The organism is Alsobacter sp. SYSU BS001988, from assembly GCF_054796215.1.
This window is the reverse complement of sequence record NZ_JBTAMK010000002.1, coordinates 63,207-79,279: the sequence shown is the minus strand read 5'-3', so window position 1 is coordinate 79,279 and position 16,073 is coordinate 63,207. Positions and strand designations below refer to the sequence as shown.

The window sequence follows — 16,073 nt, the reverse complement described above, 5'->3', positions numbered from 1 at the left end:
ATCGGTACGCGTCACTCAGCCGCTTCCGCGCGATCCCTGCGCCGGGGCGGTGTTTCGCCTCGGCGAGCGACTCGCGGCGCCTCTCGCGGCGGCCAACCACCCCTGAAATTGGAAACGGTTAACCAATCTGCAGTCTAGTGTCCGGGCGCCCGGATGGGAACCCGCCGAGGCGCGTCGTCGCGAAACGTCGTTAACGGATCGGTTACCATAAGCGTCACCATGAATTAACGTCCTTGCGGCCGCGGCGGACACCATGCGCCATCTCGTGTCGGGATGTGAGAAAATCGCGCCGCCTTGGCCGAAAGACTCTCCCGGCGCCCTTGTCTTTCGACACTTTCACGCCCCAATTTCCATGACGATGTTCCCTGTGGAAACGATATCTTCGGGGACGTCCTCTATACGAGCCTTCGTGTCTGGGCCCTCGCGGCTTCCGGAAAGGGAATGAGTATGGTCGGCGTAAGTTCGGCGTTGCGGCAGGCGGGGGACGCGAGCGAGGAGCCTGTCGTGCTCGACCTGCGTCATCTCACGGCCCAGACCATGGGCGACGCCGACCTGGCGCGCGACGTCCTGGGGATGTTTTTCGAGCAGTCCAACGACGTGCTGCGGAGCCTGCGCGATGCGCGCGATCCCCGCGGGCGGAGCGATGCGGCGCATCGGCTCAAGGGCGCGGCCCGCGCCGTGGGCGCCTTCGCGGTCGCGGCTCACGCCGAGCGGGTGGAGGGCCTTGCGGACGAGGCCGACGAGGGAGCGGTCCTGGCCGTGGTGGCGGGTCTCCACGCCGCCGTGGCGGAGGCCCGGACCGTCATCGCGGCGCGCCTGCAGGACCGCCAGGTCGGCGGCCTCTGACCCGGGCCGGGCTCTACCCTTTCGATCTGTCTTGTCCTAAGTAGCGGCGCATCCTTCATGCGTCCTCAGGCGCCCAGGCCACCGGATCACCCATGACCAAGATCACCTTCATCGACTACCAGGGCGCGAGCCGCACGGTGGACGCCCAGGATGGGTCGACCGTGATGGAGACCGCCGTCCGCAACGGCGTGCCGGGCATCGAGGCGGAGTGCGGCGGCGCCTGCGCCTGCGCCACCTGCCACGTCTATGTGGACGACGCCTGGAAGGAGAAGGTCGGGGAGCCCGCCTCGATGGAGGAGGACATGCTCGATTTCGCCTTCGACGTGCGTCCCACGTCGCGGCTGTCGTGCCAGATCAAGGTCAGGCCGGAACTGGACGGCCTCGTCGTCCAGACTCCCGAGCGCCAGGCCTGACCTAAAACACATCGCGGGACGGGTGTGCGGCTTCGCCCCTTGCGCGCGCCGTGGATTTGCGTCACGAGACGTCGCTTCACGAAGGCAGAGCCGCGGTGTAGGCCGGGCCCGGGGACCGCGCCCTGGGCGCTTCACCGCGAGGGATGAGCGAGAATGGCCGTGACCCCGATCGAAACCATCGAGACCGACGTCGTCATCGTCGGGGCCGGCCCGGTCGGGCTGTTCGCCGTGTTCGAACTCGGCCTGCTCGACATCAAGGCGCATGTCATCGACATCCTGCCGAAGGTCGGGGGCCAATGCTCGGAGCTCTATCCCGAGAAGCCGATCTACGACATCCCGGGCTTCCCGATCGTCACCGGGGCCGGGCTCATCGACAACCTGATGAAGCAGATCGAGCCGTTCTCGCCGACCTTCCACCTCAACCAGATGGTGGCGTCGCTGGAGACGCTCGGAACGCCCGAGGCGCCCAGGTTCCGGGTGACCACCGACGCCGGCGTCGAGTTCCTCTGCAAGTCCGTCGTGATCGCCGCCGGCGGCGGCTCGTTCCAGCCCAAGAAGCCGCCCATCGCCGGCATCGAGGCCTATGAGGAGCACAGCGTCTATTACGCGGTGCGCAAGATGGAGGCGCTGCGCGGCCGGACGGTGCTGATCGTCGGCGGCGGCGATTCCGCCCTCGACTGGACCCTCAACCTCCAGCCGATCGCAAAGCGCGTCACCCTGATGCACCGCCGCGACGACTTCCGCGCCGCTCCGCACAGCGTCGAGCAGATGCGCGCGCTGGTGGCCAGGGGCGACATGGACCTGCGCATCGGGCAAGTGACCGGCCTCAAGGGCGCGGAGGGCTGGCTCTCGGCCGCGATCTGCCGGGGGGCGGACAACGCCGTCTTCGAGATCCCCTGCGACACCATGCTGCCGTTCTTCGGGCTGACCATGAAGCTCGGGCCGATCGCCGAATGGGGCCTGAACCTGGCCGAGAACCTGATCCCGGCCGACACCGAGAAATTCGAGACCTCGACGCCGGGCATCTTCGCCATCGGCGACATCAACACCTATCCGGGCAAGCTGAAGCTGATCCTGTCGGGCTTCCACGAGGGCGCGCTCGCCGCCCAGAAGGTCCACCGCTACGTCTATCCGGAGAAGAAGCTGCTCTTCCAGTACACGACGTCGTCGACCAACCTGCAGCGCAAGCTCGGCGTGGCCTGAGGCGCCGCCGCGCGCCCCTGGCCGTCACTCCGCCTTGATCCCGCCCTCTCGGATCAGGGCTCCCCAGGTCCTGGTCTCCGACGCCATGAAGGCGGCGAGCTCGTCCGGGGTGGACCCCACCGGGATCGCGCCCGTGGCGATCAGGCGGTCCTTCGCGCCCTGGTCGGCCACCGCCGCCTGGACGTCGGCCGCCAGCTTGGCCACGATCTGCGGGGGCGTCTTCCTGTGCACGAAGAACGCGAACCATGATGAGACGTCGAAGCCCGGCACGGTCTCGGCGACGGTCGCGTAGTCCGGGGTCACCGGCGAGCGCTTCGCGGTGGTGATGGCGAGCGCCCGCGTCGAGCCCGCCTGGGCGAGGGGCAGCGCCTGGGAGATGTTGTCGAACATCAGGTCGATGCGCCCGCCGATCAGGTCCTGGGTGGCCTGGGCGCTGCCCCGGTAGGGGACATGGACCATCTTGGTCCCGGTCATGCGCTGGAACAGCTCGCCGGACAGATGGATCGACGTGCCCACGCCGGAGGAGCCGTAGTTCAGCTTGCCCGGGTTCTGGCGGGCGTAGTCGATCAGCTCCTTCACGGACTTGACCGGAACCTGGTTGGAGACGACCAGCAGGTTCGGCACCATGGCCAGCAGGCTCACGGGCGCGAAGTCGCCGACCGGGTCGTAGTTGAGCTTGGGGTAGAGAAAGGGATTGGTCGCCATCCCGACCGAGCCGATCAGCAGGGTGTCGCCGTTGGGCTCCGCCTTGGCGACCGCTTCCGCCCCGATGTTCCCGCCCGCGCCGGGGCGGTTCTCCACCACGACGGTCTGGCCCCACATCTGGCCCAGCCTGTCGGCCACGATCCGGCCCACCACGTCCGTCGCGCCGCCGGGAGGGAAGGGGACGACCAGCTTGATCTGGCGGCCTTTCGGCCAGGGCTCCTCGGCGAAGGCGGCGTCCGGCAGCGCGAAAGCGGCGCCCAGCCCCAGCGATCCCATCAGGACGGTTCGACGATCGAGGTCGGCGTGAGACACCGCGCTTCTCCCTGCTTGGCCTCTTGAAGGGCCGCGCGGCGATCGTAGGCGACCACGCGCTTGGATGTCCACGCCGTCGCTTTGACCTTCCGCAACGCCGGGACAACCAAGGCGCGCTAGTTTCGGACCGTTGAGGTGAGGAGCTCCCCCATGTTCAAGTCCATCCTCGTTCCCGTCGACCTGTCCGAAATCGACATGGCGCGCCCGGCGATCGACAAGGCGATCGCGCTGGCGGGCGTCAGCGACGCGGCCATCGAGCTCATCTATGTGCGCTCGATCCTGCCCGTCACCTTCATGGAATATGTCCCGCCGTCCTTCGACGAGGAGCAGCAGTCCGACTGCGAGAAGAGGCTGGCCGACTTCGCCGCGTCGCTGCGGGCGCCGGGCGGGCGCATCGCCACGGTCGTGCGCATGGGCGCGGTCTACAACGAGGTGCTGGCCGAGGCCAAGAAGGTCGGCGCGGACCTGATCGTGATCGGCTCGCACCGGCCCGGGATGGCCACCTACCTGCTGGGCTCCAACGCCTCCACCATCGTGCGCCACGCGGAATGCTCGGTGCTGGTGGTGCGCCAGTCCAAATAGGCTTCCTGCGACCGGGTCAGCCGGCCGCGGGCATCACCCGCTCGGGCGGCGCGCCGGGATCGAAGGATCCGGGCCAGTTGCGCATCGTCATGGCGTGGACCTGCCAGCCGAGCGGGGCCACGAACAGCGCCACCAGCAGGGCCGCCGACGCGCCCCCCCGCTGGGACGCGGCGAACCCCATCGCCAGCAGGCCCGCGACCGCCAGGGCTCCCGCCGCCGCGCTGAGCGCCCAGAGCACGGGCGGCGTCCCGGTTCGGCAGACCAGCCGGGGATTGGCGGCCGCGGCTCGCGCCAGGAGCGCCCTGACGAAGGGCGCGTAGGTCCGGTCCTGGCGGTCGAACTCGAAGAACGTCTTCCAGGACAGATTGCCGAGCTTCAGCGTGCGGCCGTCCGCCAGACGCAGGGCGAGGCGGTAGCCCTTCGTGGTGAAGTTGGTCGGCGCATAGGCCAGCCGGGCCGAAGCGATCGCCCGGTAGGGCACCGTCTCCTGCTTGCGGCCGGTGTCGACGAAGAGCCCGTCCGGGTCGAGCCGATAGCTCACCTCGAAGCCGAAGGGCTTCGGGCGGTGCGCGTAGGCGATGGGGGCGGGGTCGTGCATGGCGTCGTTCCGGCTGCGGCGCAGCTATCGGGCCGGGGCGGCGCGAATGCAAGCCGCGCGCGGCTGGCGGCTCGGGCGCAGGCCTATTCGGGCACGAGCTCCACCTTGACGCGGCGGCCGACCGCGTGGGCGAACTTGCGCAGGCTGCGGGATGCTGGGCTCCTGCGCGCCTTTTTCCCAGCGCGCCACGGTGGACTGCGTCGTGTCCATTCGCTCGGCGAGCTGCGCCTGGGTGAGTCCGGCCGCCCGCCGGGCGTCCGCCAGTTCGAAGGCGAGGGCCATCTCGGGTGCGATCTCTTCATGCCGGGCGACGAAATCCGGGTCGGTCCGCCACTTGCGGCGAAGCTCGTCGGACGGAATGGTCATCGGGATCACCGCACCAGCTCCCGCATCGCGCCGTCCAGCCCCTCCAGCGTCAGCGGAAACATGCGCTGGCCCATCAGGTCCTTGATCATCTGGATGGAGTGCGTGTAGCCCCAGTGGTTCTTCGGCACCGGGTTGAGCCAGACCGTGCGGGGGAAATGATCCAGCACGCGCTGCAGCCAGACCTGGCCGGCCTCGTCGTTGAAATGCTCCACGGCCCCGCCCGGCATGGCGACCTCGTAGGGGCTCATGGAGGCGTCGGCCACGAAAACCACGCGGTAGTCCGACGGGTAGGTGCGGATCACGTCCCAGGTGGGCGTCTGCTCCTCGCGCCGGCGGCGATTGGTCTTCCACACGCCCTCGTAGAGGCAGTTGTGGAAGTAGAAATAGTCCATGTGCTTGAACTCGGTCTTGGCGGCCGAGAACAGCTCCTCCACCTGGGCGATGTGCCAGTCCATCGAGCCGCCGACGTCGAAGAACAGCAGCACCTTCACGGCGTTGCGGCGCTCGGGGCGCATCTGCACGTCGAGATAGCCGTGCGAGGCCGTCTCCTTGATGGTGGCGTCGAGGTCGAGCTCCTCGGCCGCCCCCGTGCGGGCGAACTTGCGCAGGCGCCGCAGCGCGATCTTGATGTTGCGCGTGCCGAGCTCGACCGTGTCGTCCAGGTCCTTGAACTCGCGCTTGTCCCACACCTTCACGGCGCGGAAATTGCGGTTCTTGTCCTGGCCGATGCGCACGCCTTCGGGATTGTAGCCATAGGCGCCGAAGGGCGACGTCCCTGCCGTGCCGATCCACTTGCTCCCGCCCTGGTGCCGGCCCTTCTGCTCCTTCAGGCGCTCCTGCAGCGTCTCCCAGAGCTTCTCCCAGCCCAGCGCCTGGATCTGCGCCTTTTCCTCGTCGGTGAGGTATTTCTCGGCGAGCTTGCGCAGCCACTCCTCCGGGATGCCGGTCGCCTCCACGGCCTCGGCGAGGCCGACCACGCCCTTGAAGGTCTGGCCGAACACCCGGTCGAACTTGTCGAGGTTGCGCTCGTCCTTCACCAGGCAGGCGCGGGAAAGATAGTAGAAATCCTCCACCGACTTGTCGGCGAGATCCGCCTCCAGCGCCTCCATGAGGAGCAGGTACTCCCGCAACGTGCAGGGGACCTTGGCGGCGCGGAGATTGGTGAAGAAGGTCAGGAGCATGGGGGAAGCATAGGGCGGCCCCCGCCCGGCGTCACCGGGGTTCGGGGCGGCGCGCTTCCTCGATCACCCGGTAATCCGCGTCGATCACGCCGGCCGGAGCGGGGCGGCCGCCGCGCCCGGAGCCCGGTTGGGCGCCCTGCCGCGCCTGCATTTCGCGCAACGCCTTCTTGAGGCGCCAGCGGGCGAGCGCGCCGGCCGCGATCACGAAGGGGGCCAGCACGAGGATCAGGCTGACGCCGATCAGGGCGATCAGCAGGCCGACGCCGGCCGCCGCGGCCACGCCCAGCCAGACGGCCCAGCGGGGCAAACTGGCGACGCGGGTTCCGGTGCGGTCGTTGATCAACAGGCGGATCAAGGCATTCTCCTCGCCCGCAAGGTGGCCCGGGGAGGCGGTGTTTTCAAGGCGGCGCTGGTCGCGCTCTCTCTCCGTCATCCCCGGCGGCGCGCAGCGCCGGGAAGGGAATCCAGCAGACTGGGCGGATACTCAGACCAATGGCCCCTGGATCCCCTTCCCGCGCCTTCGGCGGGCCGGGGATGACGGGGGAGTGATGGCGCCATTTCATCGGATCGGCTTCTGCGCCGTCGCCCTACCGCATTCAATGCGTCGGCGCTTTGCTTCCCGCAGCGACGGGACGGGCAGCCGACACGCCGCCCTTGCGGCATGCACGCCGCCCGCGTACGCAGCGGGATGACCGAGACCCAGACCGCCGCCGCGCAGCCCGTCCTTCCGCATGTCGCCATCGTGGGCGGCGGCCCCGCCGGGCTCATGGCGGCCGAGACGATCGCCACGGCGGCAGGCGGGCGGGTGAGCGTCACCGTGTATGACCGCATGCCGTCCCTGGGCCGCAAGTTCCTGCTGGCCGGGCGGGGCGGGCTGAACCTCACCCATGGCGAGCCGCTCGACGCTTTTGCTGAACGCTATCGCGAAGCCGCGCCGCGCTTGCGGCCGCTCCTCGACGCCTTTCCGCCCGAAGCCTTGCGGGCATGGGCGGATGCGCTGGGCCAGGACACCTTCGTCGGCACGAGCGGCCGCGTGTTTCCCAAGGCCATGAAGGCCTCGCCGCTGCTGCGCGCCTGGCTGCGGCGCCTCGACGGGCTCGGCGTGCGCGTGGCGCTCCGGCATCGCTGGACGGGGTGGGACGAGGCGGGGCGCCTGCGCTTCGACGGCCCCGACGGACCCGTCGCGGTGGACGCGGCCGCCACCGTGCTGGCGCTGGGCGGCGCGAGCTGGCCGCGGCTGGGGTCGGACGGCGGCTGGACCGCGCTTCTGGCGGCCAGGGACGTCGCGATCGCGCCGCTGCGGGCCGCCAACAGCGGCTTCGAGGTCGCGTGGACCGACCTGTTTCGCGACAGATTCGAGGGCGAGCCCCTCAAGGGGGCAGCCTTCACGGTCGGCCGCCGGCGCCTGAAGGGCGAGGCCGTGATCAGCCGGCGCGGGATCGAGGGCGGCGCCATTTACGCGCTCTCCGCCGACCTGCGCGCCGAGGTCGAGGCGCGAGGCGAGGCGGCCTTGTGGATCGACCTGCGGCCGGACCTGCGCGCCGGGCAGCTGGCCGAGCGCGCCGCCGCCATGAAGGCCGGGCAGTCGCTCGCCAACGTGCTGCGCAAGGCCATGGGCCTCTCGCCGGTCGCGGCCGGCCTGCTGCGCGAGGCCTTCGGGCCCGACCTGCCGCGCGAGCCGCTGAAGCTCGCCCAGGCCGTCAAGGGCTGCCGCATCCGCATCACCGGCGTGCGCCCGCTCGATCGCGCCATCTCGACGGCGGGCGGAGTCGCCTTCGACGAGGTGGACGAAACGCTCATGCTGAACCGCCTGCCGGGCGTCTTCGTCGCCGGCGAGATGCTGGACTGGGAGGCGCCCACCGGCGGCTACCTGCTGCAGGCGTGTTTTTCGTCCGGGGTTGCGGCCGGGAGGGGCGTGGCGGAGCGGTTGGGGCTGGGCGGCTGAAGCTTGCGTCGGCCCTCACCCCAGCCCTCTCCCCGTGCCGGGGATAGGGGGCCGCGCTCGCGTGTCACGGGCGCCGAGCCAACGCCGGCGCCGTCGCTCCCTTCGCCCCGGCACGGGGAGAAGGTGGCCCGAAGGGCCGGATGAGGGGTCTTCAGCGCCCGCCACCCCGGGGATGACGCCGCTTCGAAATGCGCTAAGTTCGCCTCACGCGTCCGCCCTGACGGACAGATCGAGCCCGAACGGACCCGCATGCGCTTTTCCGGAACCGAGAACTACGTCGCCACCGAGGACCTCAAGGTCGCGGTCAACGCCGCCATCACGCTGCAGCGGCCGCTGCTGGTGAAGGGCGAGCCCGGCACCGGCAAGACCGTGCTGGCCGAGGAGATCGCAAAGGCGGTGGGCGCGCCCATGATCACCTGGCACGTGAAATCCACCACCAAGGCGCACCAGGGGCTCTACGAGTACGACGCCGTGTCGCGCCTGCGCGACAGCCAGCTCGGCGACCCGCGCGTGTCGGACATCCGCAACTACATCCGCAAGGGCAAGCTCTGGGAGGCCTTCGAGAGCGACCAGCGCCCGGTGCTGCTGATCGACGAGATCGACAAGGCCGACATCGAGTTTCCCAACGACCTCCTGCTCGAGCTCGACCGCATGGAGTTCCACGTCTACGAAACGGGCGAGACCATCCGGGCCGAGAAGCGCCCCATCGTGGTGATCACCTCCAACAACGAGAAGGAGCTGCCGGACGCCTTCCTGCGCCGCTGCTTCTTCCACTACATCAAGTTCCCGGACGCCGAGACGATGGAGCGCATCGTCGACGTGCATTTCCCCGACATCAAGAAGCGGCTCGTGGCCGAAGCCCTCAAGGTGTTCTTCGAGGTGCGCGAGGTCCCGGGCATCAAGAAGAAGCCTTCCACCTCCGAGCTGTTGGACTGGCTGAGGCTGCTGCTCTCGGAGGACATCGGCCCCGAGACGCTGCTTGAGCGCGACCCGAAGAAGCTCATCCCGCCGCTGCATGGCGCGCTGTTGAAGAACGAGCAGGACGTGCACCTCTTCGAGCGCATCGCCTTCATGGCGCGACGCGAGGGGCGCTCGGGCGCCTGAGGGACGGAAGCTGCCCGGATCACCAGATCTTGGGCGGCGGCGGCCCATGCGCGTTCACGCCCGGCGCGCTTGGCGTCAGTCCCAGCAACGCCAGACCGGCCCCGGTCAGGCCGAGCGCCAGACCTGCGATGACGCCGCTGTCCAGCAGGCTTGCCGCCGCAAGGATCGCCGCGGGCGGGAGGGCGGCCCGGCCTCGGACCCCGATGTCCCGCAGGCGGCCTGCGGCCAGGATCGACACGGCCGTCGCGCCAAGAAGCAGGACGAGGCTGGTCGCCCATGTGGTGGAGCGCGCCGGCTCCGTGCAGCCGCCCAAATCCCCTGTCGCGATGAGGAACAGGGCGAGCGTGAGCGTTCCGGCGCCCAGCACGGCGAAGACGCCGACGCAGAACGTCGAGCGCTGCAGCCGCGCGGACAGGATGGGAGCAAGCGCCATCTGAAATCCATGAAGCAAAGCCAAGATCAAAACGGGAACACGCTAGCGCCCGCCGGCGGCCGGGGCAAGCCGTTCCCACAAAGCCCTGGCCGAATGCGCGAAGGGCCGTGTTAAACTCCCGCCTCCGAAACGTTGGACGCCCCATGCGACGCCTGATCATCTTCCGCCACGCCAAGGCCGTGCCGCATCACGCGGCGCCGGATTTCGAGCGGGCCCTGTCCGAGCGCGGCTTCGGCGACGCGCAGAAGGCCGGACGCTATATGGCCGAAGAGCACCTGCTGCCGGACCTGGCGCTGGTGTCGCCCTCGCTGCGCACGCGCCAGACCTGGCAGAAGGCGGCCGAAGCCGTGGGCGAGACGCCGGTCGTCCATGACGACCGCATCTACGAGGCTTCCCCGGAGGATCTGCTCGCGGTGGCGCGGGCCGCCGATCCCAAGGCGCGCACGGCCGTCATCGTGGGCCACAATCCCGGCATGGCCGAGTTCGCGCGGCGGCTGGTCGGCCACGGCGACCGCTACGCCTTCTCGCGCATGCGCGGCGGATTTCCCACCTCGTCGCTGGCCGTGCTGGACTTCCCGGTCGACGACTGGGGCGAGGTGGACTTCGGCAAGGGGCGCCTCGACCGCTTCGTCACGCCCGGCTCGGCGGGGGATTGAGGGCGGCTGTCCAGGAAGCGCCGGCTCGACATCGGGCTGCGGCGGCCCCACATAAGCGGTCGGCTCTCCCTGGACTCCGCCCGCCCCGTGCCGCCATCCCTGTCCGATTTCGCCTTCGAGGCCCGCATCGCGGCGCAGTCGCTCGTCGACAGCCTCGGCGGACTGGCGCGCCCGACCATCCGGCTCGGCGTGACGGGTCTGTCGCGGTCCGGCAAGACCGTATTCATCACCGCGCTGGTGCATGCGCTCCTGCGCGGGGCGCGTCTGCCGGTGTTCAGGGCCCATGCGCAGGGGCGCATCCGCAAGGTCACGCTCGAGCACCAGCCCGACGACGCCGTGCCGCGCTTCGCCTATGAGGATCACCTGGCGGCGCTGTCGGGACCGGACCGGCGCTGGCCCGAATCGACCAGCCGCATCGCCGAGCTTCGCCTCGTCATCGAATATGAGAGCGCGACCAGCTGGCTCTCCGGCCCGCGCACGCTGACGGTCGACATCGTCGACTATCCGGGCGAGTGGCTGCTCGACCTTTCGCTGCTCTCCAGGAGCTACGCCGAGTGGTCCCGCGAGACCATCGCGGCCTGCCGGGAAGGGGCCCGCGCTCCCGTGTCGGCCGCCTTTCTGGAGGCGGCGGGCGGGCTCGACCCGTTCCGTCCCGCCGACGAGGGCGCGGCGCGGCGCATCTCCGACCTGTTCAAGGAGGCGCTCGCCGCCGCCCGCGTGGAGCCGCTGTCCTTCTCCGCGCTGCCGCCGGGGCGGTTCCTGATGCCGGGCGACCTCGCGGGCTCTCCCGCCCTGACCTTCGCGCCGCTCGACCTGCCGGCCGACGGCAAGCCGCCCTCGGGCTCGCTCGCCGCCACGATGGAGCGCCGCTACGAGGCCTACCGGTCGCATGTGGTGCGCCCCTTCTTCCGGGATCACTTCGCCCGGCTGGACCGGCAGATCGTGCTGGTCGACGCCATGGCGGCGCTCAACGCCGGCCCCTCGGCGGTGTCCGACCTGGAGCGCGCCCTCGACGACGTGCTGCTGTCGTTCCGGACCGGGCGCAACACGCTGCTCTCCGCGCTGCTGAGCCCGCGGATCGACCGCGTGCTCTTCGCCGCCACCAAGGCCGACCACCTGCACCATTCCAGCCACGATCGGCTGGAGGCCGTGCTGGCGCTCCTGGTGGACCGGGCGCGGCGCCGGGCCGAGGGGCTGGGGGCGCGGGTCGACGTCGCCGCGCTCGCCTCCATCCGGGCCACCCGGGAGGCGCAGGTCCGCCAGGGCCGGGAGGAGCTTTCCGCCATCGTCGGCACGCCGCTCGCCGGCGAGGTGATCGGCGGCGAGCGCTTCGACGGCGAGACGGAGGCGGCGGTGTTTCCCGGCGAGCTGCCGCAGGATCCCGCGGCCGCGCTGGCGAGCGCCGGCCAGGCCGATTACGGGCTGCGCTTCGTGCGCTTCCGGCCGCCTGCGGCGACCATCGGTCCGGACGGCCGGGCGGCGGCGCTGCCCCATATCCGCCTGGACCGGGCTCTCGAATTCCTCCTCGGCGACCGCCTGACATGAGCAAGACCCCGCGCGCCTTCCGCCTCGACGACCCGAATGTCCGGCTCGGCCCGCTGCCCCGGGCGGACGAGGCCATGGCCGAGCGGGCCGTCGCCATCCAGGACACCGACGACCAGGCGGTGTTCGAGGAGGCCGTGGTCGAGGAGGCGATCGAGGAGCACGAGGCGGAGCTGGGCCTGGGCAAGCGGCTCTTCGGCTGGGGCGGCGTGTTCGCCTCGGCGGCGGGCGCGCTCCTGCTGCTCTGGCTCGGCGTGGCCGTCGAGCGCTTCGTCGCCGACCTCCTGGCGAGCAGCCCGACGCTGGGCGCCGTGGCGCTGGGCCTGGCGGTCCTGGCCGGCGTCGCGCTCCTGGCCCTGGCGGCGCGGGAGCTGGGCTCCATCTGGCGCGGGCGGGCGATCGGCAAGCTGAAGGCCCGGGCCGAGGCGGCGCTCGCCTCCGACGACGCCAGGGAAGGGCGCGCCGTCATGGCGTCGCTCGCGTCGCTCTACGCCTCGCGGCCCGAGACCGCGCGCGGCCGGGCGCGCCTGGAGGAGACCGCGCAGGACATCATCGACGGGGCGGACCTCGTCCGGCTCGCCGAGCGCGAGCTCCTGGGGCCGCTGGACGTCGAGGCGCGCGCCGCCGTCGCCGCGGCGGCGCGGCGGGTCTCGATCGTCACCACGATCTCGCCCAAGGCGCTGCTGGACGTGCTGTTCGTGGCCGCGCAGGCGCTGCGGCTGATCCGGCGCGTGTCGGAGATCTATGGCGGACGGCCGGGCTTCCTCGGCTCCGTCCGGCTGGTCAGGGCGGTGGCGGGCCACCTCGCCGTCACGGGCGGGATGGCGATGGGAGACAGCCTCGTCCAGCAGGTGCTCGGCCACGGCGTCGCGGCGCGCCTCTCCGCCAAGCTCGGCGAGGGGGTGCTGAACGGGCTCCTGACCGCCCGGGTCGGGCTGTCGGCCATCGCGGTGTGCCGGCCGCTGCCCTTCTCCGACAGGCCCGCGCCCACCATCCGGGAGGTGGCCGGCTTCCTGTTCGACCGGGCGACCCCGGCAAAAACTGCCGGATGAGGCAGCCGGCGCCGCTCACCCGCGGCGAGGTTGAACCCGTCTGATTCGAGCAAGTTGTTGATTATCAAAAGGCAATGAACTGGCACGCCGGTTGCGACGCGGGTTGCACGACAGAATGTCGCGTCAAACCAGAAGGTTCGCTGCCATGAGTCTCTTCGGCGCCATGACCACCTCGGTCTCGGGTCTCCGCGCGCAGTCCTACGCGCTCGAGAACATTTCCGACAACGTCGCGAACTCCCAGACGGTCGGCTACAAGCGCGTCGACACAAGCTTCATGGACATGGTGCCGGACTACCCGCTGACGCAGCAGGTGGGCGGAACCGTCATGGCCTTCGCGCGCGGCACGAACACGATCACCGGGAACTTCGTCGGGTCCGGCATCTCCACCAATATGGGCATCACCGGGGACTCGTTCTTCGTCGTGCGCAAGGCCATCGGCACCGTCGACGGCGAGCCCGTCTTCGCGGTGAACGACCTCTACACCCGGCGGGGAGACTTCAACCTCGACAAGGACGGCTATCTGGTCAACGGCGCAGGACGATACCTGATCGGCAATGCGCTCGACCCCGTCACGGGCGCCGCGATGGGCGCCCCCAAGGCGATCCAGCTGACCGCGGGCGTGGTGCCGGCGCGGGCGAGCAGCGTCGTGGAGTACATGGCCAACCTGCCGTCCGTGCCCAAGACGGCGAGCTACGACGCCAGCGTCCCGGGCAGCGACCTCTACACCGGGCCGACCGCGGTCACGCCGGCGCTGGAGTCCGCCTTCATCAAGAGCACGTCCACGGGCGGCTCGCTGACCTATTACGACGGCGTCGGCACGCCGACCACCGTGGAGATGCGCTGGGCCAAGACGGCGACCAACACCTGGAACCTCTACTACCAGAACCCCGCCTATGACGCGACGACGAGCCCGAACAAGTGGATCGCCGCGGGCGGCGCGACGCCGACGCCCTTCGTGTTCAACAGCGTGGGACAGCTGACGGCGCCGACGGGCGGATCGACCCCGCTGACCGGCCTGACGGTCGGGACCACGACCCTGAACCTCGACTTCAGCAAGGGCCTGACCCAGTTCAACGACACCAGCAGCGGCGGGGGCGTCAATGTCCGCGTGCTGAAGCAGGACGGATACGCCGCCGGCACCGTCAACAACGTCTCGGTCATGACCGACGGGCGCATCGTGGCGAGCTACTCCAACGGGGTCACGTCGCCGCTGGCGCAGGTGGCCTTCGCCCATTTCAACGCGCCGAACTCCCTGAAGCGGGAGGATGGATCGACCTTCTCGACGACGCTGGAGGCGGGCACCCCCCTGGGCGGCCTGAATGGCGGGTCCGTGATGGGTGGTCAGCTGGAGGGGTCCAACACCGACATCTCGGAGGAGTTCTCCAAGATGATCATCACCCAGCAGGCCTACTCCGCCAACACCAAGATCATCACGACCGTCCAGCAGATGATGCAAGACACCGTCAACATCATCCGCTGACCGGCCGCCATGACCCGCTCCCGCCCCAGGCCTTCAAGGAACCTCCCCGCGGCGCTCGCCGGCGGGGCCGGGGCGGGCGTGGGCCCGGCAGGAATTGCCGCCTCTCCCTACGGTTGTCGCTCATCCGTAATTGAAATCATCAGTTGTAAACCGTCTAAGCCGCTGTTTTTACGTGTAACAGTGCGTGGCACACGCGTTGCGTGCCGTCTCGATGTCCATGCGCCGCGACCAAGGGTCCGGCGGGCCATCGAGAGGCGGGTTTCCATGAGTATCTTCGGCGCGATGACCAACGCGGTCACGGGGTTGAGGGCGCAATCCTTTGCGCTCGAGAACATCTCCGACAACATCGCGAACTCCCAGACGACCGGCTACAAGCGCGTCGACACCACCTTCCAGGACCTCGTGCCGGACTACCCGCTGAGCCAGCAGGTGGGCGGATCGGTGATCGCCTCGTCGCGCGGGTCCAACACCGTGGCGGGCAACTACACGTCCTCGGCCGTGTCCACCAACGTGGCCCTCAACGGCGCCGGCTTCTTCGTGGTGCGCGACCGCGCCGACACCCAGGCCGGCCTGCCGGTCTTCTCACAGCGCGATCTCTACACCCGCCGCGGCGACTTCTCGCTCGACAAGAACGGCTATCTGATCAACGGCGCGGGCCGCTACATGGTCGGCACCAATCTGGACGCGACCACCGGCGCGCTCACGGGCAGCCCGGGCGTGCTGCAGTTCAACGGCGGCTACGTCCCGGCCGTGGTCTCCAAGAAGATCGACTACAAGGTCAACCTGCCGGCCTTGCCGGTGACGGCGGCCTACGACCCGACCGTCGCGGGCAGCGAGCTGCTGCCCACCGCGTCGGCCACCGCCACCGTGACGGGGGCCAACGACGCCGCCTTCGAGCGCAACACCATCTCGGGCGGGAACGTCACCCTCTATGACGGCCAGGGCGCGCCCGTCACCGTCCAGATCCGCTGGGGCAAGCTCGCCAACGGTTCGACGAGCCCGGCGGCTCCCGACCAGTGGGCGATGTACTACTCCAACCCGGCCTATGACCCGAACGCGGCGACGGCCGCGACGGACACGATGTGGTCCAGCGACAGCAACACGGCCGCCAACGCGTTCGAGTTCGACTCCGCCGGCAAGCTGACCAAGCCGACCAGCGGGTCGCTGGACATGACCAACCTGAAGATCGACGGCACGACCCCGATCAAGTTCGACGTGTCGTCAGGCCTCACCCAGTTCTCGGACGTCAGCGGGCAGGTGAAGAGCTCCTCGGTCCGCCAGGACGGCTATCCGGCCGGCAAGTTCGACGGGGTCACCATCGAGAGCGACGGGCGCATCGTGGCCAGTTACTCGAACGGCCAGACCCAGGCCCTGGCGCAGCTCGAGGTCGCGCGGTTCAACGCGCCGAACGCGCTGAAGCGCAGGGACGGCTCGACCTTCGAGGAGACGCTGGAGTCCGGCCAGCCGCTCTACGGGCTGAACGGCGGGTCCATTCTCGGCGCCCAGCTGGAATCGTCCAACACCGACATCGCGGAGGAATTCTCCAAGATGATCATCACGCAGCAGGCCTATTCGGCGAACACCCGGGTGGTGACGACGTCCCAGCAGATGCTGCAGGACGCCATCAACATCATCCGGTGACCCCCGTGAGGATC

Annotated in this window: 17 protein-coding genes; 11 read left to right on the top strand and 6 right to left on the bottom strand. The window is 69.8% G+C overall.

Features of this window, described 5'->3' with window-relative positions; genetic code table 11:
• Window positions 1-504 precede the first annotated feature (504 nt).
• From ACYVO7_RS04355 to ACYVO7_RS04345, 3 genes are all read left to right on the top strand, one after another.
• Window positions 505-846 (top strand): Hpt domain-containing protein, encoded by a 342-nt coding sequence (locus ACYVO7_RS04355; protein ID WP_406854130.1) that lies wholly within the window; start codon window positions 505-507, stop codon window positions 844-846.
• A gap of 92 nt (window positions 847-938) precedes the next feature.
• Window positions 939-1,259 carry a 2Fe-2S iron-sulfur cluster-binding protein gene (locus ACYVO7_RS04350; protein ID WP_460448628.1) on the top strand — a complete coding sequence of 107 codons (321 nt, stop codon included), beginning with the start codon at window positions 939-941 and terminating at the stop codon, window positions 1,257-1,259.
• 153 nt (window positions 1,260-1,412) lie between these two features.
• A complete protein-coding gene (locus ACYVO7_RS04345; protein ID WP_460448627.1) occupies window positions 1,413-2,462 on the top strand; it encodes an NAD(P)/FAD-dependent oxidoreductase in 1,050 nt (349 codons plus the stop codon).
• 24 nt (window positions 2,463-2,486) lie between these two features.
• On the opposite strand, the gene ACYVO7_RS04340 is transcribed toward ACYVO7_RS04345, so the two are convergent.
• Complete coding sequence (locus tag ACYVO7_RS04340) at window positions 2,487-3,479, bottom strand: Bug family tripartite tricarboxylate transporter substrate binding protein (protein ID WP_460448626.1); 993 nt, start codon at window positions 3,477-3,479, stop codon at window positions 2,487-2,489.
• 150 nt (window positions 3,480-3,629) lie between these two features.
• Between ACYVO7_RS04340 and ACYVO7_RS04335 the strand changes: the two genes are divergently transcribed.
• Window positions 3,630-4,061, top strand: a complete 432-nt coding sequence (locus tag ACYVO7_RS04335) for a universal stress protein (protein ID WP_460448625.1) — start codon at window positions 3,630-3,632, stop codon at window positions 4,059-4,061.
• 16 nt (window positions 4,062-4,077) lie between these two features.
• Here ACYVO7_RS04335 and ACYVO7_RS04330 read toward each other — a convergent pair whose 3' ends face one another.
• From ACYVO7_RS04330 to ACYVO7_RS04315, 4 genes are read right to left on the bottom strand one after another with little or no spacing between them, the layout of a single operon-like run.
• The gene (locus ACYVO7_RS04330) at window positions 4,078-4,659 is read right to left on the bottom strand and encodes a hypothetical protein (RefSeq protein ID WP_460448624.1); all 582 of its coding nucleotides are present in this window, start codon (window positions 4,657-4,659) and stop codon (window positions 4,078-4,080) included.
• Between the two features lie 24 nt (window positions 4,660-4,683).
• Complete coding sequence (locus ACYVO7_RS04325) at window positions 4,684-5,025, bottom strand: helix-turn-helix transcriptional regulator (RefSeq protein ID WP_460448623.1); 342 nt, start codon at window positions 5,023-5,025, stop codon at window positions 4,684-4,686.
• 5 nt (window positions 5,026-5,030) lie between these two features.
• Window positions 5,031-6,206 (bottom strand): vWA domain-containing protein, encoded by a 1,176-nt coding sequence (locus ACYVO7_RS04320; RefSeq protein WP_460448622.1) that lies wholly within the window; start codon window positions 6,204-6,206, stop codon window positions 5,031-5,033.
• Window positions 6,207-6,237: 31 nt separating this feature from the next.
• The gene (locus ACYVO7_RS04315; RefSeq protein ID WP_460448621.1) at window positions 6,238-6,561 is read right to left on the bottom strand and encodes a hypothetical protein; all 324 of its coding nucleotides are present in this window, start codon (window positions 6,559-6,561) and stop codon (window positions 6,238-6,240) included.
• Between the two features lie 333 nt (window positions 6,562-6,894).
• Here ACYVO7_RS04315 and ACYVO7_RS04310 point away from each other — a divergent pair, with 333 nt between their 5' ends.
• Window positions 6,895-8,151: a BaiN/RdsA family NAD(P)/FAD-dependent oxidoreductase gene (locus ACYVO7_RS04310; protein WP_460448620.1), complete on the top strand. Its 1,257-nt coding sequence runs from the start codon at window positions 6,895-6,897 to the stop codon at window positions 8,149-8,151.
• Between the two features lie 249 nt (window positions 8,152-8,400).
• Complete coding sequence (locus ACYVO7_RS04305; RefSeq protein ID WP_460448619.1) at window positions 8,401-9,255, top strand: AAA family ATPase; 855 nt, start codon at window positions 8,401-8,403, stop codon at window positions 9,253-9,255.
• Window positions 9,256-9,274: 19 nt separating this feature from the next.
• Here ACYVO7_RS04305 and ACYVO7_RS04300 read toward each other — a convergent pair whose 3' ends face one another.
• Window positions 9,275-9,688: a hypothetical protein gene (locus ACYVO7_RS04300; RefSeq protein ID WP_460448618.1), complete on the bottom strand. Its 414-nt coding sequence runs from the start codon at window positions 9,686-9,688 to the stop codon at window positions 9,275-9,277.
• Between the two features lie 143 nt (window positions 9,689-9,831).
• Here ACYVO7_RS04300 and ACYVO7_RS04295 point away from each other — a divergent pair, with 143 nt between their 5' ends.
• From ACYVO7_RS04295 to ACYVO7_RS04275, 5 genes are all read left to right on the top strand, one after another.
• Entirely contained in the window at window positions 9,832-10,344 is a 513-nt protein-coding gene (locus ACYVO7_RS04295; protein ID WP_460448617.1) for a SixA phosphatase family protein, read from the top strand.
• Window positions 10,345-10,431: 87 nt separating this feature from the next.
• Window positions 10,432-11,889, top strand: coding sequence for a YcjX family GTP-binding protein (locus ACYVO7_RS04290; RefSeq protein WP_460448616.1), 1,458 nt, complete (start codon window positions 10,432-10,434; stop codon window positions 11,887-11,889).
• The gene (locus ACYVO7_RS04285; RefSeq protein WP_460448615.1) at window positions 11,886-12,938 is read left to right on the top strand and encodes a YcjF family protein; all 1,053 of its coding nucleotides are present in this window, start codon (window positions 11,886-11,888) and stop codon (window positions 12,936-12,938) included. The genes ACYVO7_RS04290 and ACYVO7_RS04285 overlap by 4 nt, the downstream gene beginning before the upstream one ends.
• 145 nt (window positions 12,939-13,083) lie before the next feature.
• Complete coding sequence (locus ACYVO7_RS04280; protein ID WP_460448614.1) at window positions 13,084-14,418, top strand: flagellar hook protein FlgE; 1,335 nt, start codon at window positions 13,084-13,086, stop codon at window positions 14,416-14,418.
• A gap of 264 nt (window positions 14,419-14,682) precedes the next feature.
• Complete coding sequence (locus tag ACYVO7_RS04275) at window positions 14,683-16,059, top strand: flagellar hook protein FlgE (protein WP_460448613.1); 1,377 nt, start codon at window positions 14,683-14,685, stop codon at window positions 16,057-16,059.
• Window positions 16,060-16,073 lie beyond the last annotated feature (14 nt).